Source organism: Actinoplanes sp. OR16, assembly GCF_004001265.1.
Lineage (GTDB): Bacteria > Actinomycetota > Actinomycetes > Mycobacteriales > Micromonosporaceae > Actinoplanes.
This window is the reverse complement of the sequence record NZ_AP019371.1, coordinates 3,605,954-3,626,059: the sequence shown is the minus strand read 5'-3', so window position 1 is coordinate 3,626,059 and position 20,106 is coordinate 3,605,954. Positions and strand designations below refer to the sequence as shown.

Below are 20,106 nucleotides of genomic sequence, written 5' to 3'. Positions count from 1 at the left end.
CGGTGGAATACCGCTCAGACATCGGCGCCGTTCACTGTCCTGGCTCATCTGGCACGTCTGAACTTCCTGCTGGAAGCCGGGGTTCTCTCCAGGCAGGGATGCACTTCACCTTCGCCTCGGGGAGATGCCGCGATGTACGACCAGCATTGGCAGCCGTATACGCCCGTCGGATCAGCGCCTTCCACGCCTCCTGCGCCTCCCGGCCCTTATCCGCCCGCGCCGCCGCCCACGATGACCGCGCCGTTCGCGCCGCCCGCGCCCTCCGCGCCGCCTGCGCCCTCCGCGCCGCCCGGGTTCGGGTGGGTGAGTCACCAGGAGCACGCGGCGATCGCGATCACGTTGCGGTACTCGCCGCTAGCCCTGCTGCTCGGCCTCTTCACGCCGGCACTGGCGATCGACGGGCAGCCGGTGCAGGCCGGGTGGAAGCGCCCGATCGTGATGCCGATCGTTCCGGGGCGCCACCACGTGCATGTGCACGTGCCGTACATCCTCCCCCGCCGCATCGGCAAAGCGGACCTCGACGTCATGGTGGCGCCCGGGCAGACCGCCACGCTCGAGTACCGCGCGCCGACGATCGCCTACATGCGGGGTGCGCTCGGCGGGCCGCCGCAGAAGTACCCGGGCACGGCCGCCACCATCGTCCTGCTCGTCTTCATGCTGCTGCTGGCGTTCTGCGCGGTCGGCAACGCGATCGTCGCGGCCTCGGCGGAGACGAGATCAGTTCCTACCTGGACACCCAGCCCTCGGCGTACGATTCCCACGCTTCCGCCCGTATCGTCCTCCCGCAGCGACGAACCCGCTCTCCGCGAGGACGTCACCGCCCGGGCCGTCACCGGATCGACGTTCACCGACGGCGACGACACCGCGACGATGAGCTTCGCCGGCTGGCCGTTCGCCTTCCGCACGCCCGCCGGCTGGGGTTGCCTGGGTGCGAAGGTCGACCTGCCCGACGCCGAGGCGTTCATCTGCATCGACGAATCGAATCCGGACAGCGGCCAGCGCCTCGGTGTGATGCTGCGTACCTGCGCCCAGCCGTGCGACGACACCCGTACCGCCGCGATGACCAAGGACTGGTTCAGCGCGAAGTTCGAGAAGGTCGACGACACGACGAACTTCGCCGAGGCCACCGAGCAGGGGAAGTACCGGCTGGAGCTGGACCACTTCTTCGGCGGCCGCGCCGCTTCCCCGAAGTGGCAGGTGGCGGTGGCGGCGACCGCGCCGGCGAAGTCCCGCGCCGAGGTCCAGAAGGTCGCCGACGACATCCTCACCCAGACCTCGTGATTCCGGCCTCGTGACATGTCCTGGGTCGATTCCTGGCAGGCCGATCTCGAAGAGCGTCTGGCCCGCACCCGTGCCCTCGCCGCGAAGCTGCACGCGCTCACCGGATCGGCCACTGCCGGCGGCGGCCTGATCGAGGTCGCCGTGGACAGCGCGGGCGCGCTCGTGGATCTCTATCTGACCGAGGAGGTACGCCGGCACTCCGCCCGCTGGATCGCCGAGCAGATATTGACCGCCTCCGCCGCCGCGCGGGCCGATCTGGCCGCGCGAGCAGTGCGGGCAGCCGGTGAGGACGGCGACGACGAGACGCCGGAGGGCCGGGCGCTGCTGACGGCCTTCACGGACAGGCTCGTAGCCGGCGGCGATCGATGAGAGCGACCCCTGACGAACTCCGCCGCCACGCCGCACATCTGGACGGCGTCGCCGACGAGCTGTCCCGCGCCCGTTCTGCCGGACATGACACCGGCATGACGGCCGACGCCTACGGTCATCTCTGCGTCATAGTGCCTATTCTTCTCGAAAAGGTCAGATCTCCCCTGGTCGATGCGATCGATGCGGCAGCCCGATCAATTGATCAAAGCGCCGATTCGGTACGCGGGGCAGCCGACACCTTCCACCGCACCGACGAATCAGCCGCCGCCCAGCTCCGGGATGCCGGCAGGCTGCCATGACGACCTCGCCGGTGGCCGGGATCGGCATCGCCGAGGACATCGAACTGCTCGCCGAAGCCGTCCGGAACGGCAGCTGGATCGACGGCACGCTCGGTGTCACGGGCGCCGGCCTGGACGCGCTCGCCTACGTCGCCGACCCGATCGGCATGCTGCTCCAATCCGGCGTCGCCTGGCTCATCGAACACGTGCGCCCGCTCACCGCCGCCCTCGACGAGCTGGCGGGCGACCCCGTACAGATCGCGGCGGCCGCGCAGACCTGGCGGGGAACGGCCGGGACCCTGCGCCTGCAGGCCGAGGAGATCGGCTGGTCGACGAGACTGAACCTGTCCGAGTGGGACGGTATCGCGGCCGACTCTTACCGCGATCGGTCCTCCGATGAGGAGCGGGCGACGTACGCATTGGCCGCTGCCGCCGAAACCATGGCAGCCTTGACCGAAGGCGCCGGCGCCCTGATAGCCGCAGTCCGCCTGCTGATCCGCGACGCCATAGCCTTCCTGGTCTCGAGGCTCACTGTCTACGCCGCCGAGGCCGCCTTCTCCCTGGGCCTGGCAACCCCCTTGGTGATAGGCCAGGCAACAGCGGCGATAAGCGCCTGGACCACCAGAATCGCCGACTTCCTGAGAGCCCTGCTGAAAAGCCTCCAGAACCTGACCCCGCTGACCCAAACCCTGACCGACAAGATCGCAACCATCCGCCAACTCTTCCGCCCGGCATACGCGGCGGAGACCAGCGGAGTCCTGCACCGAGTCCGCAGAATGGGTGCGGGCCCTTCACAGCCCTTCAAAATGCGTTCGGTCCGGCGAATCGCCGCCAAGTACGGCATCGACATCTCAGATCTCAACATCGTCCTCGGCAAATCGACGATGCGCGGAGCCTGCGGCCACACGCTCCCGAGTCTCCTCATCAAGCTGTTCCCACCGGGTTTCCGCAGTGAAGAGGATCTGGCCAGAACCCTCGTCCACGAGCGGTTCCACCGCGACGAACTGGCCGCCGGCCGGCCGTTTCCACTCGAGGAGGCCGAACTCGACGTCTGGGAAGATCGGGCTTACGCACATGAAGACGACTGGTGGGACAATCAGCCGATCCGACCCGAGCCGGGAGTCTGACGATGGCGACCTACGACGAATGGCTTGAGACCTTCAGCGACGCCTACGACATGGCCCCCGAAGCCATCGACCTGGCCTGTCCCAACTGCGGGCGGCAACGCCTCCGGCTGGTCTTCACCGCACGCCCCGACCGCTCTGTCGGACATGCCGCATTCTGGTGCGACCACTGCCTGCAGGGCATCGGCATCTCCCGTGCGGTCATCCCCGCCGAGGCCATAGTCCGCGACAGCAGCGTGCCCGCCGACGAGCGCGAGCCGAAGATCCCGAACTTTCAGCTGGCGACCTGACCTGCCTCTCTGAACCGCCGCGGGTGTGGCGGGGTTCCTCCGGTTAGGACAACCGCCGGAGGAGAGGCCCACGATGACCAGCAGCCCGCTCGTCGCGGAAAGCCATGACTCCACCCGATGGCACACCGGACTCGGTCTCGTCGGCGACGTCGCCGACATCACCGAAGGCATCCGCAACGACAGCTGGGTCGACCCGATCCTCGGCGGTGTCGGCGCCAGTCTCGACCTGCTCACCCTCACCATCGACCCCCTCGGCGGCCTCATGGCCTGGGGCGTCGCCTGGCTCATGGAACACGTCCAACCCCTCAAAGAAGCCCTCGACCACCTAGCCGGCAACGCCGACGAGGTAACCGCCCACGCCGCCACCTGGTCCAACATCTCCAGCCACACCGACCAGACAGCCCAGCAGTACGCGAACAGCATGCCCACCGACTGGGCCGGGGCAGCCGCAGACGCCTACCAAGCCCGAGCCCGAACCCACCTGAACAACCTGAGCACCCTCGCCACCGCCACCCGAGGCATCTCCTACGCCGTCGAAGGCGCCGGCCTCCTCGTGGCCCTCGTCCGAGGCATAGTCCGCGACCTCATCGCCGAGTTCGTAGCCACCCTCGCCGTCCGCCTACCCCAGTGGCTGGCAATGGAAGGCCTCACCCTCGGCATAGCCACCCCGGCAGTGGCCGCCCAGGTATCCGCCCTGGTCCTCAAGTGGTCCAACCGCATTCAGCACTTCATCCGAGGCCTGCTCAACAGTCTCCGCCACCTCACCACCAAGCTCACCGACCTCACCAGCCGACTCACCCGCTCCGACCCGGAACCACCTCGCCTGCGCCACTCCGACGCTGATCCGCTGGCGCGCTGGGGGCCGGCGCGCCAGACTCATCCGGAGCAGTGGGACGCGGCTATCCGGGAAGCGGAGGAGGCGGGAGTCGAGGTGATCTTCCGGAGTGGCGGTCTCGCCTACGGGCCGAGTCCGGCTCCCGGGCGACCCGGCGAGATGATCCTCGACCCGGATGCGTCCTACGGGGCGCTGTTGCACGAGATGCAACACCTGCGCGACGACCGGGACGTCGGGTGGGCCGGCATGCGGGGTTGGTTCACCGACCCCGAGGTGCGTTATGCCGGTGAGGCCCGCGCGTACGACCGGGAGATCCGCTATGCGGAGTCGATCGGTGACCACGACTCCGTCGCGAAGCTCAAGGAGTTGCTCGCCGAGGAGTACCGGCGGATTTTCGAGGAGACGCCATGACCTTTGATGTGCCGCCGGGGATGCCGGTGCCGCCTCGGTTGCCGGCGCCGCCCGTCGGGGAGATGAGCAACTCCGCTCTCGCCGACCTGGTGCGGGCCGGCGGGCCGTTCCGCGGTAAGGCCGTCTTCGAACTCGGCGACCGGGCGGCGACCGATGATGACGCCGCGACGGTGCTGGGTGAGCTGACGGCCCTGCCCGTGGTCCGTGACGATCGGTTCCACCTCGTCACGCTGGCCTGGGCGGCGATCGTGGCGCTGCTGACGGCGGGAACCCCGCACGCACGGCAGGTTGCCTATCAGGCGTTCGCCGGGCTGCCCGATTCCGAACAGCGCGACCTGCTTCTCTACCTCCACTGCGACCGCATCGAGGACGCCCGCCCCTAGACGATCTCGGCTTCGACGCCGTAGTGGTCGGAGAGGAAGATTTCGCGGCCGGTCGGCAGGGGGACGGGCGCTTGGAAGACCAGCGACGCCGTTGCTGTCAGCGGGCCTCGGGTCAGGATGTGGTCGAAGGCGGGCGGGGTGGGGAACTCCGGCGTGGGGCGGTAGGTCGGCCGCGAATCGCCCGCCAATGAGTCGACAAGTCGTGATTTTTCGATAAAAGAGGACAATTTCGTACGGGAGACGTTCAGGTCCCCGACCACAACAAGCGGCTCTCCAAGATCCACCGCGGACAGCACGTCGGCGAGGAAGGACAGCTCCACCGCCTGGATCCGCGACGAGTAAGCGGATAAATGGGTATTAACCACGGTCAACCCGTCGATCACAGCGATCTGGACGCCCTTGCGCATGAGCAACTCCGGCCGCAGAGGAGCCGTGACCGGATAGCGCACGAATCGACTGCGAGCGATCGGCCGCCGGGACAGGAGAACGAGACCACCCCGCAAAACCGCCCCACCAAACCACGAAAAATGCGGGAAAGTCCGGGCGAGGAGCCGCGCATTCCGCCGCCACATCACCTCCTGCAGGCAGACGACGTCATAACACTCCAACCGCTCGGACAACGCGGAGAGCCGCACCCGCACGTCACCCTTGAAGAGGGTATTGAACGTCAGCAGCCTCACTTCTTCAGGCGAGATCCACTGACAACCGGATCACCCGATCCGATATAAAATATCCCAGGATATCCGGACGTTTCGAACGTCCCACTCGGATTCGACCGCAACGTCGAATCCTTGACGGTCAACGTACCCGTCCGATCGTTGCTCACGAAGAACACCGCTCCCCCACCCTCGGCAGCCGAATTCTTCTCGATCAGAGTCCCGTTCAACGTCAGAGCGATCTTCGCCCCGTCCATGTAGATCGCACCCCCGCTGCCGCCGCCGGGAGTGCCGGGGTCGGGCGGATTCTTCCCGTGCCCGATCGCCTTGTTCCCGGAGAAATAGCTGTTCAGGACGATCCACGACGCGCCGATGCTGCTGAGAGCGGACCCGTTGGAGCATCGCCCGCCGGTGAAGGTGCTGCCCACCACGTAGACCGGATCGTTGTCGCCGAAGTTGAGCACGCGCAGCCCCGCGCCACCGACGTCCGGGCCGGTCGCATCGCACCGGTTGGCGGTGAAGCGCGAGTTGATCACTTTGACGTGACCTCCTCGTACGAAGACCGCGCCGCCACCCCCGCCGTCGACGCTGGTGTCCTCACCGGTGCTGTTCCCCTTGGTGAACGCCATGTTCTGGATGGTCAAGCGGGGCGTGTCCTGGGTGTTGCAGTCCTCGCCGATCCACTTCTGCGCCTGATCACAGGTGTTCATGTAGAGGATCCGCCGTTTGCCGGCGCCGCTCAGGGTCACCTTGCCGCCGCCGTCGAGGACCACCTTCGCGCTGGTGTTCACCACCTTCGCGGTCTTCGTCATGGTGATCGTGACCGGCGCCGGGCCGCAGTCGAACGTGATGATGCCACCGGCCGCGACCGCCTTGACCACCGCGGCGGAGGTGCAGCTCTTCGCGGTGCCGGTGCCGACCGTACGGGTGGGCTCGCTCGTGTCCACCGCCCTGGCCGCCGCCGGAACGGAGGCGTCACCATCCGGATTGCCGGGTTTCGGCAGTTTACGAACCGCCGTGGAAGCCGACGCCGACGCGGACGCGGACGGAGAGCCGGAAGCCGAGGGCGACGACGAAGAGGATGGCGAGGACGAAGGCGCCGTGGAGGAGCCGGAAACGGATGACGGAACGGGCAGAGAAGTCACCCGTCCCTCCGAGCCACCGCTCTGACACCCGCTCAGCAGACCGACACTGATCAGTCCTGCCAGGAGCCCACGTCGATTCAGCACCGCCCGATGGTACGGGCAGCCGGGTTCAGTTCGCGCCACAGGAATTCCAGCGTGAGGGCTTCCTTCGTCGCGGCCTGTTCGTTGTCCGCCGCCGCGCCGTGGCCGCCTTCGACGTTCTCGTACAGGAATGTCGTATATCCGTGGTCGCGGAGCACTGCCAGCATCTTCCGCGCATGTCCGGGATGCACCCGGTCGTCACGGGTCGAGGTGATGAAGAGGATCGGCGGATAGGGACGATCCGGCCGCACGTTCTGGTACGGCGAATAGTCCTTGATGAACGCCCAGTCCTCGTCCACGTCGGGGTCGCCGTACTCGGCGATCCAGGATTTCCCGGCCAGCAACTTCGTGTACCGGCGCATGTCGAGCAGCGGCACCCCGGCGACGACGGCGCTGAACAACTCCGGATAGCGGGTGAGCATGACGCCCATCAGCAGGCCGCCGTTGCTGCCGCCGGTGACGCCGAGCCGCTCCGGTGTCGCGATGCCACGTCCGACCAGGTCACGGGCGACGGCGGCCATGTCCTCGTACGCCCGGGGCCGGTTCTCCCGGAGCGCCGCCTGATGCCAGGCCGGACCGTACTCCCCGCCGCCGCGGATGTTCGCGAGCACATATGTGCCGCCGCGCGCCAGCCAGCCCCGCCCGCGGACCCCGCTGTAGTTCGGCGTCATCGAGATCTCGAATCCGCCGTACGCGTAGAGCCACACCGGCCCGTCCTCGTCAGGCCGGCCGACCACGAAGTACGGCACCCGCGTCCCGTCCTCGGATTCCGCGAAGAACTGCCGGACCGTCATCCCGTCCGTGTCGAAGAACGAGGGCGCCCGCTTCAGGACCGTCACGTCGCCGCCCACGCTGCCGAGGCTCAGCGTCGCCGGCTGGAGGAAACCTTCCGAGGCGATCAGGTACGCGTCGCTGTTCTCCGGATCCGTGTCGACGATCCACGTGGTTCCGAGCTCGGCGGAACCGGGCAGCGGCTGCTCACTCCAGCCGGACTCCCCCGGCGTAAGTGCCTGCACCCGTGTCACCACGTCGGTCATCGTCACCAGCAGCAGATGATTCAAGGTCCAGTTGTACGAGGTGAGCGACGTGTGCTCATCCGGCTGGAACAGAACGGTGAAGTCACGCCGTCCTTCGAGGAAGTCGTCGAAGTTCGTGGCGATCAGAGCGCCCGCCGGGAAGGCGAGCCATGGCGACCGCAGCCGGACCACCATCCACTCCCGGTGCACGTCGAAGTCGGCGTCCTCGGGGATGGGGATCCGCACGAGACGGTCCGGCGTACGAAGGAAGTAATTGGTCTTGAAGAACTCGACGCGCTGAACGACGAAGTCCCGCTCGAACCCCGCTGCCGGATCGTGCACCGCGGTGATCAGCATGTCGTCGGGAGCGCCCTCGAACACCGTCTCCGCCTCGGCGAGCGGGGTGCCGCGCCGCCACGACTTCACGATCCGCGCATAGCCCGAGCTGGTCAGCGAGCCGGGCCCGAAATCGGTGGCCACATAGATGTGATCGGCGTCGATCCAGCCGAAATTCGTCTTCGCCTCGGGCAGCACGAACCCGTCCTCGACGAACGCCCGCGCCCGCAGGTCGAACTCCCGCACCACCGCCGCGTCCGACCCGCCCCGGGCCAGCGCGATCAGGCATCGATCGAACGAGGGGCGCAGCACCGTGGCGCTCTGCCAGGTCCAGTTCTCCCCCTCGGCCTCGTTGAGCGCGCCGACGTCGAGCAGCACGTCCCACTCCGGCTCGTCCCGCCGGAACTGCTCCACTGTGGTCCGCCGCCACACCCCGCGCGGGTGGTCGGCGTCCTTCCAGAAGTCGTAGTAGAACCCGTCCCCGCGCCAGGCCGGGAACGAGATCCGCTCCTTGCTGTCCAGCACCTCCCGGACGGCGTCCTTGACCCGCGCGAACTCATCACCACCCAGCGCCGCCAGCGTCTCCGTGTTCCGCTCGGCCACCCACCGGGCGGCGTCGGGCGTGTCCAGCTCTTCAAGCCAAAGGTACGGGTCGATCACCGCTCGACCTTCGCACCAACCACCGCCGGTTGCCAAGTGCGTCCCCGGCTCAGGACCTGTCCAGCACGCGCAGATCGTGGATGAGTTCGGAGAGGGCCACCGGGGACAGGCCGGCCGGGATCGTGAGGGCCTCGACGGTCTGGGGTGGGGCGGAGTCGACGGTGTCGGAGGCGTGCCAGCCCGGGTCGGTGTGCAGGACGGCACGGGCGCCGGCGGGCAGCGGTTTCGCCATCTGCACGGCGGCGTCGTACTGGCGGGTCCAGCCGTGGCGTTCCAGGCCTCGCAGGATCGCGTATGTGGTCTTGCGGCCGATGTAGACGTCCGCGTCCCGCGCGTCGCGGTGGATCGGCCGGTCCAGCTGCGGGAACGGCTGCAGCAGCTCGTAGTCGGCGAACACCGGGAGCCACTGCCGCACGTCGAAGTTCAGCGGATGCGCCACGCAGACCGTCGCATCGTCAGGCAGCGTGAACGGCTCGTCGTCGGCGGTGGCGAGGGAGCCGTCCTCGGCGACACGGAAGGACACACCCGACGACGAGAGGAAGACGAGGCGCCGCGCCAGATGCGTCATCCACGGGTGCCGGGCGAACCGGGACAGGAAGATCTCGGCCGGGATCTGCCGCTCCGTGCACATCGCCCGTTCCATCCGCGCGATGTGCAGCGACGCCGACGCCCGGGCCTCCTTGCGCAGCGCGGTGAGGTGCTTGCCGGAGCCCACCGGCATGAGGTTGTGGTCGAAGACGATCTGATCGTCCGCGAACGAGAGTCCCAGCGACGGCACCAGCCGATCGGCCAGCTCGTCCGAGGTGAGCCCGCGCAGCGCCGCGATCTCCTCGATGTGCTGCGCGGCGACCTTCTTGAAGACCGGGAAGCGTGATCGTTCGGCGAGCAGGCTCAGCTCGATGAGGGCCGCGTCGGTGCCGCGGTGCCGCAGCGCGTCGAGGACGGCCTGCGCGCGGGCACCGGCGTTGGTGCCGGCCCACTGCCGCGCGTGCGAGGCGAGCTTCCGGGCGCCGGCGTCGTCGCCGATCAGCCCGACGGCCTGCATGCACCAGCCGTCGGCGGCGGGCGCGCCGGCCGCCAGCCACCTGTCGAAGAGAGCGTCGGCGAACGCCGCTCGGGACTCCGCGGTCCACCGGTCACGGCTCGCCGGCACGGCCGGGTGCACGACGTCGGCATCGCAGGCGGCCAGCTGGACGAGGAAGTCGTGAGGGTCCGCCGGGGGCACGAGCGTGGGCAGCGGTGAGGCTGTCAGATAGGCCGGGACCCTCACCCGCTTGACCGGCGGCTCCTTCTCCAGGAACGCGATCAACTCGTCGGCGCGCTTACCCGCCTGCGTGACCAGAAACGATCGGTGACCCTGCGTGTCCAGGTACCGCAGTACCCGCGCGGTCTCCGGGTCGCCCGGATCCGCGGCCCACATCGCCACGACACCCGCCGCCGCATGTTCCGGATGCCGCAGCAGCCACGATCGAGCCGGCCGCCGCAGCTTCTTCACGGCGAACGCCCGCGTCATCGGAACCGCCAGCGCCGCATGTCCTACCGGTTGCGCCGCCTCCAGGGCGGCCTCCACGCAGGCCTTGTCCTCGAACGCCGCCAGCAGCGGATCGACATGACTCACCCCATGACGCAGGAGCAGCAGGGGTACGAGGGACCGCACCCAATACTTGTCGTTCTCCATACCGAGCGCCATCAGCCGCTCGTGCGTCCATCGTGGCGCCAGCGCGAGAGCCACCAGCGTGACCGGAATCGCCCAGCGTTCACGATGCTCCAGCCACGCGGTCACCGCCGCCGTGTCACAGCGCCCGATCGGCACGCCCTCCCACTGTTCGTTGTTCTCGTGCACGCCTTGCCGTTCGGCGTTCTCCCGCTCCTCCTCACGGAATCGGATCTCGGGCGCCACCGGCACGGCCACCTCCAGCCGCACGGGTTTCACCGCCTGCGGCGGCTGATAAGAGCAAGGAGCTTCCTCTCGTACGAGGGAAAGCTCCTGTTCTTCGACATCCGTGAAACGCCAAGCCCAGGTCTGCCCGGCGTCCCGTTCCCGCTGAAGAGCCGCCCGGGCCGCGTCGTCCTCGACGTGCGCGAGCAGGGTGCACCAGAGCCCGTTGTAGTAGGGGTCGGTCTGGAACGGGTAGCCCGGCCGCATCCGGGCCAGCACCGGCCCGGCCTGCGCGCCCGCGACGTCGAGCACCCCGGTCAGGAAGAGCCCGCCGCTGAAGAACTCATGCCCGACCTCGGCATTGGCGTGCAGGAACCGTTCGAGGGTGTCCAGGTCACCGGCGGCCAGCCCGGACGCGTGCACCGGCGCGTTGCCGAACTCGCCGACGTACCGCATCGCCGCGGCGTGCGCGTCCCGCTCAACCGGCCCGGACTGCGCACCGATCGGCAGGAGATAGGTGACCGCCCAGAGCAGATGCGCGTTCTCGGATCCCGCACTCCGCTCCACGATCACGTCCCGGGCCCGCGCGTAGGTGGCCTCGTCGGCGGCGACGAGCAGCTCCCGCAGCCGTTTGAAGACGCCCACCCCCGCATAGGGCAGATCGTCGTGGAAGCCGTCGATCACCCGCCGGCACGCCTCGGGCAGCCCGTGCGCGGCGGCCAGGAAATCGGCGAGCCACTCGTCGGCGCCGAGGTCGACGTACTGGAAACGCTTGCGCACCGCCCGGACCAGCGCGTGATCCTCCGCCGCCGCGCCGACCCGCGCCTCGCTCGCCAGAATCCGCTCGCCCAGATGCCGATCCTCCGACCGGAAAGCGGTCACCAGCTGCCAGACCCGGGACGCCCCGCCGCCGGCGCCACGGATCGCCCGGTCCTGCGCCCAGATCGAGCCGCGCAACCGTGACCAGGCATCATCCAGCGTCGCGAGCGGCCGCACGGGGGCCGGGATGCCACCGCGGCGCGGGTGCAGCACGCCTCGCAGCCAGCCGGTCTCGATCACGCCTCTGGACGTCATCGCGTCACCCTAGTCACAGCGGTACGTTCGGACCATGAGAGCAGTGCAGATCGCTCAGTACGCGGCTGACCTGTCCCGGGCGACCGCGTTCTACACCGACCTGTTCGGAGCCGGGCCGGTCGCCTCGTTCGATCCACCCGGCCTGGTCTTCTTCGACCTGGACGGTCAGCGGCTCCTGCTCGACGGCGGCGCACCCCCGGCCCTGCACTACTACCAGGTCGACGACCTCGACGCCGTCGTCGCCCGCCTGCGAGCAGCCGGCGCCGTCATCGAGAGCGAACCGCACGTCATCTTCACGCACCAGGACGACACACTCGGACCGGCCGGGACCGAGGAGGTGCACGCCTTCACCCGCGACACCGAGAACAACCTGGTCGGCCTCATCGAGTTCCGCCCGCTCTAGAGCGCGGCGATGTTCTCCGCCTCATCGGGGTCGGGTCCTGGCACTTCCAGGAACGCCTGCAGGACCTCGACCGCCACGTCCGGGGCCAGCCGTTTCAAGCTCATCGCCAGCACGTTGGCGTCGTTCCACAGCCGGGCTCCGCGAGCGATCCACGGCTCCCACGCCAGCGCCGCCCGCACACCCGGCACCTTGTTCGCCGCTATCGCCGTGCCGGTGCCGGTCCAGCACATGACCACGCCGAAATCGGCGCGGCCCCCGGCGACCGCCTCACCCACGAATCGTCCGAGATCCGGCCAGCCGGGCGACCCCGGGGGCGTGATGACCTCATGGCCGGCCAGCGCGGCGACGACGGCCGCAGTCGTCTCGTTCGCGTCGTCGGCGGCGAAGGCTATGCGCATGTACGCCACTCTGCCAGCACCCGGTCGATGTCGGCGCGGATGCGGGTGCGGGCCTCGTCGCGGGGGACTCCGGACATCAGGAGGTCGTCGTACGAGGTGTCCTCGTGCCTGATCGAAGCGATCACAGCCCGGGTGACCGCGTCCGGGTCCAGGGCTCGGCCCGCGGCGCTGCGGCCGACCCGCCCGCTGCCGCGCACCCCGGTGTGCCGGCTGATCGCCTCCGCGCGCCGAGCAGGGCAACGGGGGAACAGCCGGACGATCTCCGCGGCGAGGTGCTGCTGGAACACCTCGTCGCCTGCTTCCCGACGGACGCGGTCGCGGTCGCGGCGCCGGGCGCGGGCCTCCTCGTCGGAGAGGCAGTCCTGCTCGGCCTGTTCGATCGCGGACCGCTCGACGAGCAGGCCCTGGCGTTCGTCGCGCCGGCGGGACCGGTTGTGGCGGACCACGACGGCGGAGAGGCGGCTCGCCTTCTTCGCCCGCCGGGTCAGGGTGGCGTCACCGGCCGGCAGGAACACCAGGTGATCCATGTCGGCGCAGGCCAGGCAGATCGGGCCGGCGGCCTCCACCATCTGCATGCCGGCGCTGGTGTCACCGCAGCCGGCACAGGTGAACTCCTTCGGTGGCAGGACGACCACGAGATCCGGCTGTTTGTAGAGCTTCTCGGCGGATGAATCGGCAGAGGTCCAGCTCGTCCGATAGGCCTGGTCATCACCGGCCGCCGTGAACCGCAACGGCTGGCGATCACGCGTGGCGGCCATATAGGAGATCTCGACCGGACGCAGGCCGCGACCGGAGACCCACCGATGGAAGATCTCCATGGCATCGGCCAGCCGGTCGGCGGAGACGGCGGCGATCGCTTCGAGGTGGGGAGCGCGGCCGTGCTGCCAGTCCGCCACCCTTCCCTGCGGCAGCCAGCCCATCGCGGTCAGCAGATCCAGCGGGCTCACATTACGCCGTTTCGCCAGGATCTGCTCCGCGGCGGTCACCACGCGCCGTTCCAGCTTGGTGGCGGGCTGCATGGCGGAATCCTACAAAGCGGAGACCGCGCCGATGAGCAGCCGCCAGAATCCACCAAGATCCACGCCGACGGCGACATCGACGTTCGGCTCTGATCCGGTGCGGTTGTGCAGGTCCACCACCGTCGCGCCGCGCGTATGCGCACCGGCCAACTCGATCACCACCGGGACGGTGACGGTCGTGAGCAACGCCGGGTCGATCACCGCTGCCACCGCCACCGGATCGTGGACCGGCGGATCAGGGAAGCCGAAGACCCGCAGGTAGGTGCCGGCGAAGAAGGTCATCAGCTCGGCGCAGACCGATCCGAGCCGGGTGCCCATGTCCCGGAACGCCGCGATGACCTCGGGAGTGGCCCGCGCCTGGTGCGTCACGTTCAGGCCGATCATGGTGATCGGCAGCCCGGATCGCAGCACGATGTCGGCGGCCTCGGGATCGGTGACGATGTTGAATTCGCCGTAGGGAGTGGTGTTGCCCCGGTCGGTCGATCCGCCCATGAAGACGATCCTTCGGATCAAGGGCAAGACCGATGGGTGGGTACGCAGGAGAAGCGCCACGTTCGTGAGTGGTCCCGTGGCGATGACGGTCACCGGCTCAGGAGACGCTGTGATCAGCCGGAGCATGAGATCGACGGCGTGCACGTCCTCGACCGGTCCGACCGGCACGTCCAGATCGGGCCCGTCGAGGCCGGACGTGCCGTGGATGTCCGCGGCCACCTCGAGTTCGCCGACCAGGGGCCGGTCGCAGCCCGCCGCGACCGGGACACCGGTGACGCCGGCCAGGGCGAGGATGCGCAGCGCGTTGGCCGTCGTGGAGTCCAGGGTCTGATTGCCGGCGACGGTGGTGACGCCGAGCAGCCGCAGGCGGGGGTCGCCCGCGGCCAGCAGCAGGGCGAGCGCGTCGTCATGGCCCGGGTCGCAGTCGAGGATCACCGGATGTCCCATGCCGCACACGATAGGTCCTCGCATTGATCCCTACCGGCCGGTGACCCGTATCACCGGTTACTGACGAGTCGAGGAGGGGCCGATGTTCGGCTGGCGACGGTTGTGGAGTGCGGCGCTTCTCACCGCCGGATTGATCCTGCTGCCTGACGGCGCACAGGCGGCCGACGTACCGGTGCCCCCGGAGAACCTGCTCATCGACAAGGGCCGCGGCGACATCTCGGCGGCCGACCGGGACTTCGTCGTCAAGGTACGGCTGGCCGGCCTCTGGGAGATCCCGGCCGGCGAGATGGCGCAGGACAAGTCGGACAGCACCCGGATCAAGAAGATCGGCCGCAGCATCGCCGACCAGCACTCCGAGCTCGACCAGCTGACCCGCGACGCCGCCGAGAAGCTGAAGATCAAGCTGCCGAACGAGCCGAACGAGGATCAGCAGGGCTGGCTCGACGAGATGGAGGAGTCCGAGGGCCCGGACTTCGACGGCATCTACATCGACCGCCTCCGAGCGGCCCACGGCAAGATCTTCCCCGCGATCGCAGCGATCCGGGCCGGCACCCGCAACGACACCGTCCGCAAACTGGCACAGCAGGCGAACCAGTTCGTCATGACCCACATGACCCTGCTGGAGAGCAGCAACATCGTCGACTACGAAGCCCTGCCGACGGTCCCCCCGCCCGCGGCCGCCACCAGCAAGGCCCCGGCCGCAGCCACCGTCCTCTCAGCCGACGAGAGCGGCCTGGGCGGCTCGAACACCCCGCTGCTGCTGGCAGCGCTGGCCGGCGGCCTGGCCGTAGGCGTAGTCGCCACCCGCCAGATCCTCGTCAATCGCCGCCCCGCCTACCGATCGCGGCGAACCAGGTATTACGCGGACTAGATTCACACGTAGTCGCACTCCGGGTTCGGCCTCGACGTCGCGTCGATGATGTCGTCGAGCTTGTTCCGGGCGATGACCAGCTCGGCGATCCGGGTGTTGATCCGGTCCCGCTCCACTGCCAGCCGTTCCCGCGACTCGGGCGTGCTCACCCCGGCGTCCACGCACGGCAGCAGGTCGGCGATCGTCTTGCTGGACAGCCCTGCGCCGTACAACTGCTGGATCAGCCGTACCCGGTTGACCGCGCTGTCCCCGTACTTCCGCTGCCCGCTCTCACTGCGCGTCGAAACGAGCAGCCCCTGCTCCTCGTAGTACCGCAGCGCCCGCACGCTGACCTGCGTCCTGGTCGCCAGATCCCCGATCCGCACAGTGACCCACCTCGCAATACTTGCCTCTGACGTCAACGTGAGGTTCTAGCGTAGCGGTATGCAGATCAACGGCACGAAAGCTCTCGTAACCGGCGCCAACCGCGGCCTCGGCAAGGCGTTCGCCGAGGCCCTCCTGGCCCGCGGCGCCACCACCGTCTACGCCACCGCCCGCCGCCCGGAGAGCATCGACATCCCCGGCGTCGTCCCCCTCCGGCTGGACATCACCGACCCGGCGTCCATCGAGGCCGCGGCCGCCGAGATCGGCGACCTCGACATCCTGATCAACAACGCCGGCATCTCCACGAACGCACCCTTGCTGGGCCCGTCCACGGAGAACATCAGGCGCGAGTTCGACACCAACTTCTGGGGCACTCTGAACGTCACCCGCGCGTTCGCACCGAAGCTCGCGGGCGGCGCCATCCTCAACGTCATTTCAGCCCTGAGCTGGTACGCCTTCGCGCCCGCCAGCAACGGTTACGCCGCTTCCAAGGCCGCCGAGTGGTCTCTGACGAACGGCATCCGGCTCGAACTGGCCGACCAGAAGACCCAGGTCACGGCGCTGGCCCTGGCGATCGCCGACACCGACATGATGGCCGGCTACGACATCCCGAAGATCCCGCCGCACGAGGTCATCGCCCAGGCTCTGGACGGCCTGGAAGCGGGCGCCCTCGAAGTGATCGCGGATGCTCCCACCGCCAACGTCAAGGCGTCCCTCTCCAAGGACCCGGCCCTCTTCTACGCCGACATCCCGGCCGCCCTGTTCAGCTGAGACACCGTTAGCCGTGGCGGGCCGCAAAGCGCCGCCCGCCCCGCTAACCGTCTCTCCGCCGCCGTCCCCGCGGCCCGACGCCGGCGGCGTCCGTCAGTTCTTCAACGAGCTCGAACGGCAGCTCAACCGCAAGGCGCTGAAGACGTCGCGTCAGATCGGGCTGCATCTAGTGTGCCTTCGGAGTAACGGCGGCGTGCGAGACCTCCCGGCCGCCGACGGCGATCAGCACAGCCGAAACGATCGACATCACGCCCGCGGACAGCTGAGACCCCTCGGAGATCACGAAGACGAACCCGGCACCTGCCACCAGGCCGGCGACGACGATCGACGACGTCAGCGTCACCGCACGCACCCTGGAACCGGCCCCGCGCGTCGCGACCACGGCCGCGGTGCAGATCACGAACGCAGCCCCTACGGTCACCGCCACGGTTCCCGCCCGGCCGAACAGCGCCGCCTCGGCAACCTCCTCGGAGACCGCGACCAGGAGCGCCACACCGAGCAGCAAGACCGAAGCCGTGGTGGAGAGCATCACCAGGGTGAAGGTGCCGGCCCGATCGCGGCGGCTCGCTTGCTCGATCATGACTCCACTCCTCGTCCCCGGAGCGTGAACCGAGGCGGTCTCGCTACACGACCGAACGGGACTCGACTACTCAAGTAGTCACCTCATCGCATGGGTACGCGAAGACTCCACAGTGGTACACGCCGATGAAGCCGGTGGAGTTCACCCAGCCACCGGTTCGTGGATGCGTTGGCGTGAACCGGCCGATCATGCTCAGGAATAGCTGCTGAGTGTCGTCGTCCGGAGCTCCGGGAAGCGGGCGCGGGATCGGGGTCAGCGCGCCATGGACTTCTGCGGACACCCGGCCGGCATCGCGATCTCCTGGCTAGCCGAAGGTGTCGTGACCATGACAGTTCACACCCGGAAACACATTGATGGTCAACTATGAATGCGGGTTGATCGTCGGATGGTCATCGGCCTATACGGGGCCGGCGTTCTACACGTGGGGTAGCCGCACCCCGATCCCGGGTGTTTGGCGCCGACGGGCCCTGACGGGGAGGGACCGTAACAGTGAGACGACTGTTGGTGCTGGCAGCGATGTTGTCGTTGCTGGCGGCTACACCGGGTGTCGCGCAGGCGGCACCGTCGCCCGCTGCGCCGGCGCCGTCGGTGACGGCGTCGGACGGCGATCTGCAGGTGGAGGCGACGCGGCGGGACGCCCCGCCCGCGGAACCCGGGGCCAGGACGGCCTCGGGTGAGCCGGACGAGCGGGCGCTGGGCCTGCGGCGGCAGTACTACAAGGAGCGCGGCGCCGACGCCGTGCCGAAGTCGAGCAAGGTGCCCCAGACCAGGTTGCTGGCGCCGGGGATGCCGCCGAGCGCGGCGAACGTGACACTCGACGATTGCCGGGACGAGGATTTCGCGTACGCCGACGGCGGTTTTGTCATCGATCACTACAACTTCTGCCAGGTCACCCTCTGGGACGTCAAGGTGACCGTCTGCTCGTTCTCGCTGCCGCTGCTGGGCTGCGTGCGCCGCAAGACACTGGGGACGGCCTCCTTCCGGCGTGCCACGCTGGGTGTGGGCTGGGACGGCTCGATGGACTCGCCGCAGACGCCGGACCCGACGTACAGCCAGGTGTCGTTCGTGACGGCGCTGGACCAGATCAGCACCACGCTCGCGGGCGACGCGATCGTGGTCGAGGTGACGCTCGACTGCAACGCCGAACAGGGCGCGCTGTGCCGCAGCCACCCGTTCGAGCGGGGCGCGAAGAAGACCGTCGCGGAGTGGAAGGACGGCGTCGGCACTTTCAACCGGTTCTTCTCCGACCCGGCCGACGGCGTCGGTCGCGACAAGCTGAGCTGGTACAACTTCACCAACCGGCAGGTGGTCAGCCCGATGGGGGCAGGCGACGAGGACTCCGACGAGTGGGAGGGGAACGGCTACCGCTGCGACGAGGCGTCGTACCTGCGTGGCGGCCGGGGCTGCGTCTTCGACCACGTCGAGGAACTGTTCCCGGTGTCGCTCGCCACGACGACGAACTACCACGCGGCCGCGCAGCACATCTTCGAAGCGTTCCACGCGCCCGACACCACGTTCCCGCGCACTCCTGGCAAGGACGTGGCGGGCAACCTGAACAGCAGCAATCCGCGGCCGCTGTCACGGCTGTACGAGCCCTACGACACCACGATCTACAACGCGAACCGGCGCACTGCGGTGGCCACCTGCCAGGCCCAGTGGCCCGGGTACGCGGCGAACGGCGACGACTGCGACGAGTACCCGATGGCCGCGACGTACCAGGGTGCCTCGCAGGCGAACGGGCACTACTCGGCCAAGGCGCTCAACCTCAACCAGAACCGGTCGCTCGGCGCCACCATGCTGGTCTGGTTCACCGGTCAGCGCGTCCTGCACGAGGACCACTTCTGGGTCGTGCTGACAGTGCCGGACGGCGGTGGCGGGCAGGGCGGCGGCAGCGGACTGCCCGACACGGCGCCGACGGTCAGCGCAGGGCCGGACGTGCGCGCCTACGAGGGCACGCCGGGAACTCTGCGCGGCGCGGCCCGCGACATCGAGGGCGACCTGAGCCTGCACTGGACCTACGAGGTGATCGACTCGGCCAAGCCGGGCATGTCCTGCACCTTCGGCAACGCCACCTCGGCGGCCACCCGGATCACGTGCAACGACGAAGGCACCGTACGCGCCACACTGACCGCCGACGACGGGGTGAACCCGCCGGTGTCCGACTCGGCCACCGTCACGGTCGTCAACGCGCCGCCGCAGCTGACGCTGGAGGGGCCGGAACCCTGGCAATCGTTCCGGGCCGGCACGCCGGTCGACGTCCGGGCGCCGTTCACCGACGCCGGCGCGCTCGACACCCACACCTGCCGCATCACCTGGGACGACGGGCAGATCGCGGACTTCGGCGCGGAGAACCGCACCTGCGACCAGCGGCACACGTTCCCGCACGCCGGCATGTACACGATCACCGTGACGGTGACCGACGACGGCGGGGCGTCCGACTCGGCGACCACGATGGTCGTCGTCTACGACCCCGACGCCGGCTTCGACAACGCCGACGGCAAGTTCGACTCGCCGACCGGCGCCTGGACGCAGCAGCCGGCCGTGGCGGCGCCGATGGACTTCCATCTCACCGCCAAGTACTACAACCAGACGGCGCCGACCGGGGCGGCCGGCGCGTACCTGGCCAACACGAACCTGCGGTTCCGAACCACGACCGACACGCTGGAGTGGCTGGTCGTCACCCCGGACGGCAAAGTGGCCGCGAAGGGCACCGGCACCGTCGACGGCAAGCCGGGATACGGCTTCGTCTACTACGGGTACGACCAGCCGGGCGGCGACAAGTTCCGGATGGTGCTGTGGCCGCTGTCCAGCGGTCCCTACCCGCAGAACACCATTGAGTACGACAACCGCGCGAGCGCCGGCTACGACATCGACGTCGCCGAGCCGCAGCCGATCACGAACGGGGAGGTGCGCATCCACCCGCCGGTGACGCGGTAACCACTGC

21 protein-coding genes are annotated in these 20,106 nt (G+C 68.9%); 12 read left to right on the top strand and 9 right to left on the bottom strand.

Features of this window, described 5'->3' with window-relative positions; translation table 11 throughout:
- Nucleotides 1-303 precede the first annotated feature (303 nt).
- The 7 genes from EP757_RS43395 (at nucleotide 304) to EP757_RS16860 (ending at nucleotide 4,971) form a co-directional block, all read left to right on the top strand.
- Complete coding sequence (locus tag EP757_RS43395; protein ID WP_197725528.1) at nucleotides 304-1,281, top strand: hypothetical protein; 978 nt, start codon at nucleotides 304-306, stop codon at nucleotides 1,279-1,281.
- A 15-nt stretch (nucleotides 1,282-1,296) separates the two neighbouring features.
- A complete protein-coding gene (locus EP757_RS16885; RefSeq protein ID WP_127547170.1) occupies nucleotides 1,297-1,650 on the top strand; it encodes a YbaB/EbfC family nucleoid-associated protein in 354 nt (117 codons plus the stop codon).
- Entirely contained in the window at nucleotides 1,647-1,949 is a 303-nt protein-coding gene (locus EP757_RS16880; RefSeq protein ID WP_127547168.1) for a type VII secretion target, read from the top strand. The genes EP757_RS16885 and EP757_RS16880 overlap by 4 nt, the downstream gene beginning before the upstream one ends.
- Nucleotides 1,946-3,055: a hypothetical protein gene (locus EP757_RS16875; protein ID WP_127547166.1), complete on the top strand. Its 1,110-nt coding sequence runs from the start codon at nucleotides 1,946-1,948 to the stop codon at nucleotides 3,053-3,055. The genes EP757_RS16880 and EP757_RS16875 overlap by 4 nt, the downstream gene beginning before the upstream one ends.
- Before the next feature lie 2 nt (nucleotides 3,056-3,057).
- The gene (locus tag EP757_RS16870; protein WP_127547164.1) at nucleotides 3,058-3,342 is read left to right on the top strand and encodes a hypothetical protein; all 285 of its coding nucleotides are present in this window, start codon (nucleotides 3,058-3,060) and stop codon (nucleotides 3,340-3,342) included.
- A gap of 73 nt (nucleotides 3,343-3,415) precedes the next feature.
- On the top strand, nucleotides 3,416-4,588 hold the full coding sequence (locus EP757_RS16865) for a hypothetical protein (protein WP_127547162.1): 1,173 nt from the start codon (nucleotides 3,416-3,418) through the stop codon (nucleotides 4,586-4,588).
- Nucleotides 4,585-4,971, top strand: a complete 387-nt coding sequence (locus EP757_RS16860) for a hypothetical protein (protein WP_232050546.1) — start codon at nucleotides 4,585-4,587, stop codon at nucleotides 4,969-4,971. The genes EP757_RS16865 and EP757_RS16860 overlap by 4 nt, the downstream gene beginning before the upstream one ends.
- Here EP757_RS16860 and EP757_RS16855 read toward each other — a convergent pair.
- A complete protein-coding gene (locus EP757_RS16855) occupies nucleotides 4,968-5,651 on the bottom strand; it encodes an endonuclease/exonuclease/phosphatase family protein (protein WP_160165809.1) in 684 nt (227 codons plus the stop codon). The two genes, EP757_RS16860 and EP757_RS16855, sit on opposite strands and share 4 nt — an antisense overlap.
- On the bottom strand, nucleotides 5,648-6,439 hold the full coding sequence (locus tag EP757_RS16850; RefSeq protein WP_370457829.1) for a hypothetical protein: 792 nt from the start codon (nucleotides 6,437-6,439) through the stop codon (nucleotides 5,648-5,650). The genes EP757_RS16855 and EP757_RS16850 overlap by 4 nt, the downstream gene beginning before the upstream one ends.
- Here EP757_RS16850 and EP757_RS44805 point away from each other — a divergent pair.
- On the top strand, nucleotides 6,438-6,797 hold the full coding sequence (locus EP757_RS44805) for a hypothetical protein (RefSeq protein ID WP_370457828.1): 360 nt from the start codon (nucleotides 6,438-6,440) through the stop codon (nucleotides 6,795-6,797). The two genes, EP757_RS16850 and EP757_RS44805, sit on opposite strands and share 2 nt — an antisense overlap.
- A 52-nt stretch (nucleotides 6,798-6,849) precedes the next feature.
- Here the strand turns inward: EP757_RS44805 and EP757_RS16845 are convergent, their stop codons facing one another.
- Nucleotides 6,850-8,865, bottom strand: coding sequence for a prolyl oligopeptidase family protein (locus EP757_RS16845; protein ID WP_127547156.1), 2,016 nt, complete (start codon nucleotides 8,863-8,865; stop codon nucleotides 6,850-6,852).
- Nucleotides 8,866-8,914: 49 nt separating this feature from the next.
- On the bottom strand, nucleotides 8,915-11,818 hold the full coding sequence (locus EP757_RS16840) for a DUF4132 domain-containing protein (RefSeq protein ID WP_127547154.1): 2,904 nt from the start codon (nucleotides 11,816-11,818) through the stop codon (nucleotides 8,915-8,917).
- Between the two features lie 34 nt (nucleotides 11,819-11,852).
- Here EP757_RS16840 and EP757_RS16835 point away from each other — a divergent pair, with 34 nt between their 5' ends.
- Nucleotides 11,853-12,221, top strand: a complete 369-nt coding sequence (locus tag EP757_RS16835) for a VOC family protein (RefSeq protein WP_127547152.1) — start codon at nucleotides 11,853-11,855, stop codon at nucleotides 12,219-12,221.
- Here EP757_RS16835 and EP757_RS16830 read toward each other — a convergent pair.
- From EP757_RS16830 to EP757_RS16820, 3 genes are read right to left on the bottom strand one after another with little or no spacing between them, the layout of a single operon-like run.
- The gene (locus tag EP757_RS16830) at nucleotides 12,218-12,619 is read right to left on the bottom strand and encodes an RpiB/LacA/LacB family sugar-phosphate isomerase (RefSeq protein WP_127547150.1); all 402 of its coding nucleotides are present in this window, start codon (nucleotides 12,617-12,619) and stop codon (nucleotides 12,218-12,220) included. The two genes, EP757_RS16835 and EP757_RS16830, sit on opposite strands and share 4 nt — an antisense overlap.
- The gene (locus EP757_RS16825; RefSeq protein ID WP_127547148.1) at nucleotides 12,610-13,638 is read right to left on the bottom strand and encodes a DUF2293 domain-containing protein; all 1,029 of its coding nucleotides are present in this window, start codon (nucleotides 13,636-13,638) and stop codon (nucleotides 12,610-12,612) included. The genes EP757_RS16830 and EP757_RS16825 overlap by 10 nt, the downstream gene beginning before the upstream one ends.
- A 9-nt stretch (nucleotides 13,639-13,647) precedes the next feature.
- A complete protein-coding gene (locus EP757_RS16820; RefSeq protein ID WP_127547146.1) occupies nucleotides 13,648-14,577 on the bottom strand; it encodes a nucleoside hydrolase in 930 nt (309 codons plus the stop codon).
- Nucleotides 14,578-14,659: 82 nt separating this feature from the next.
- Here EP757_RS16820 and EP757_RS16815 point away from each other — a divergent pair, with 82 nt between their 5' ends.
- Entirely contained in the window at nucleotides 14,660-15,448 is a 789-nt protein-coding gene (locus EP757_RS16815) for a DUF4142 domain-containing protein (protein ID WP_127547144.1), read from the top strand.
- Between the two features lie 2 nt (nucleotides 15,449-15,450).
- Here the strand turns inward: EP757_RS16815 and EP757_RS16810 are convergent, their stop codons facing one another.
- Complete coding sequence (locus EP757_RS16810) at nucleotides 15,451-15,813, bottom strand: MerR family transcriptional regulator (RefSeq protein ID WP_127547142.1); 363 nt, start codon at nucleotides 15,811-15,813, stop codon at nucleotides 15,451-15,453.
- A gap of 58 nt (nucleotides 15,814-15,871) precedes the next feature.
- Between EP757_RS16810 and EP757_RS16805 the strand changes: the two genes are divergently transcribed.
- Nucleotides 15,872-16,582, top strand: a complete 711-nt coding sequence (locus tag EP757_RS16805) for an SDR family oxidoreductase (protein ID WP_127547140.1) — start codon at nucleotides 15,872-15,874, stop codon at nucleotides 16,580-16,582.
- A gap of 166 nt (nucleotides 16,583-16,748) precedes the next feature.
- Here EP757_RS16805 and EP757_RS16800 read toward each other — a convergent pair whose 3' ends face one another.
- On the bottom strand, nucleotides 16,749-17,162 hold the full coding sequence (locus EP757_RS16800; protein ID WP_127547138.1) for a hypothetical protein: 414 nt from the start codon (nucleotides 17,160-17,162) through the stop codon (nucleotides 16,749-16,751).
- Between the two features lie 489 nt (nucleotides 17,163-17,651).
- Between EP757_RS16800 and EP757_RS16795 the strand changes: the two genes are divergently transcribed.
- Nucleotides 17,652-20,099 (top strand): PKD domain-containing protein, encoded by a 2,448-nt coding sequence (locus EP757_RS16795; protein ID WP_127547137.1) that lies wholly within the window; start codon nucleotides 17,652-17,654, stop codon nucleotides 20,097-20,099.
- Nucleotides 20,100-20,106 lie beyond the last annotated feature (7 nt).

What these genes read in the sequence shown, in the direction of transcription:
- EP757_RS16835 (WP_127547152.1), top strand. Translation starts at nt 11,853, where the DNA reads ATGAGAGCAGTGCAGATCGCTCAGTACGCGGCTGACCTGTCCCGGGCG.
- EP757_RS44805 (WP_370457828.1), top strand. Translation starts at nt 6,438, where the DNA reads ATGGTGATCGTGACCGGCGCCGGGCCGCAGTCGAACGTGATGATGCCA.
- EP757_RS16870 (WP_127547164.1), top strand. Translation starts at nt 3,058, where the DNA reads ATGGCGACCTACGACGAATGGCTTGAGACCTTCAGCGACGCCTACGAC.
- EP757_RS16825 (WP_127547148.1), bottom strand. Translation starts at nt 13,638, where the DNA reads ATGCAGCCCGCCACCAAGCTGGAACGGCGCGTGGTGACCGCCGCGGAG.
- EP757_RS16880 (WP_127547168.1), top strand. Translation starts at nt 1,647, where the DNA reads ATGAGAGCGACCCCTGACGAACTCCGCCGCCACGCCGCACATCTGGAC.
- EP757_RS16875 (WP_127547166.1), top strand. Translation starts at nt 1,946, where the DNA reads ATGACGACCTCGCCGGTGGCCGGGATCGGCATCGCCGAGGACATCGAA.
- EP757_RS16830 (WP_127547150.1), bottom strand. Translation starts at nt 12,619, where the DNA reads ATGCGCATAGCCTTCGCCGCCGACGACGCGAACGAGACGACTGCGGCC.
- EP757_RS16865 (WP_127547162.1), top strand. Translation starts at nt 3,416, where the DNA reads ATGACCAGCAGCCCGCTCGTCGCGGAAAGCCATGACTCCACCCGATGG.
- EP757_RS16800 (WP_127547138.1), bottom strand. Translation starts at nt 17,162, where the DNA reads ATGATCGAGCAAGCGAGCCGCCGCGATCGGGCCGGCACCTTCACCCTG.
- EP757_RS16815 (WP_127547144.1), top strand. Translation starts at nt 14,660, where the DNA reads ATGTTCGGCTGGCGACGGTTGTGGAGTGCGGCGCTTCTCACCGCCGGA.
- EP757_RS16820 (WP_127547146.1), bottom strand. Translation starts at nt 14,577, where the DNA reads ATGGGACATCCGGTGATCCTCGACTGCGACCCGGGCCATGACGACGCG.
- EP757_RS16840 (WP_127547154.1), bottom strand. Translation starts at nt 11,818, where the DNA reads ATGACGTCCAGAGGCGTGATCGAGACCGGCTGGCTGCGAGGCGTGCTG.
- EP757_RS16850 (WP_370457829.1), bottom strand. Translation starts at nt 6,439, where the DNA reads ATGACGAAGACCGCGAAGGTGGTGAACACCAGCGCGAAGGTGGTCCTC.
- EP757_RS16860 (WP_232050546.1), top strand. Translation starts at nt 4,585, where the DNA reads ATGACCTTTGATGTGCCGCCGGGGATGCCGGTGCCGCCTCGGTTGCCG.
- EP757_RS16805 (WP_127547140.1), top strand. Translation starts at nt 15,872, where the DNA reads ATGCAGATCAACGGCACGAAAGCTCTCGTAACCGGCGCCAACCGCGGC.
- EP757_RS16885 (WP_127547170.1), top strand. Translation starts at nt 1,297, where the DNA reads ATGTCCTGGGTCGATTCCTGGCAGGCCGATCTCGAAGAGCGTCTGGCC.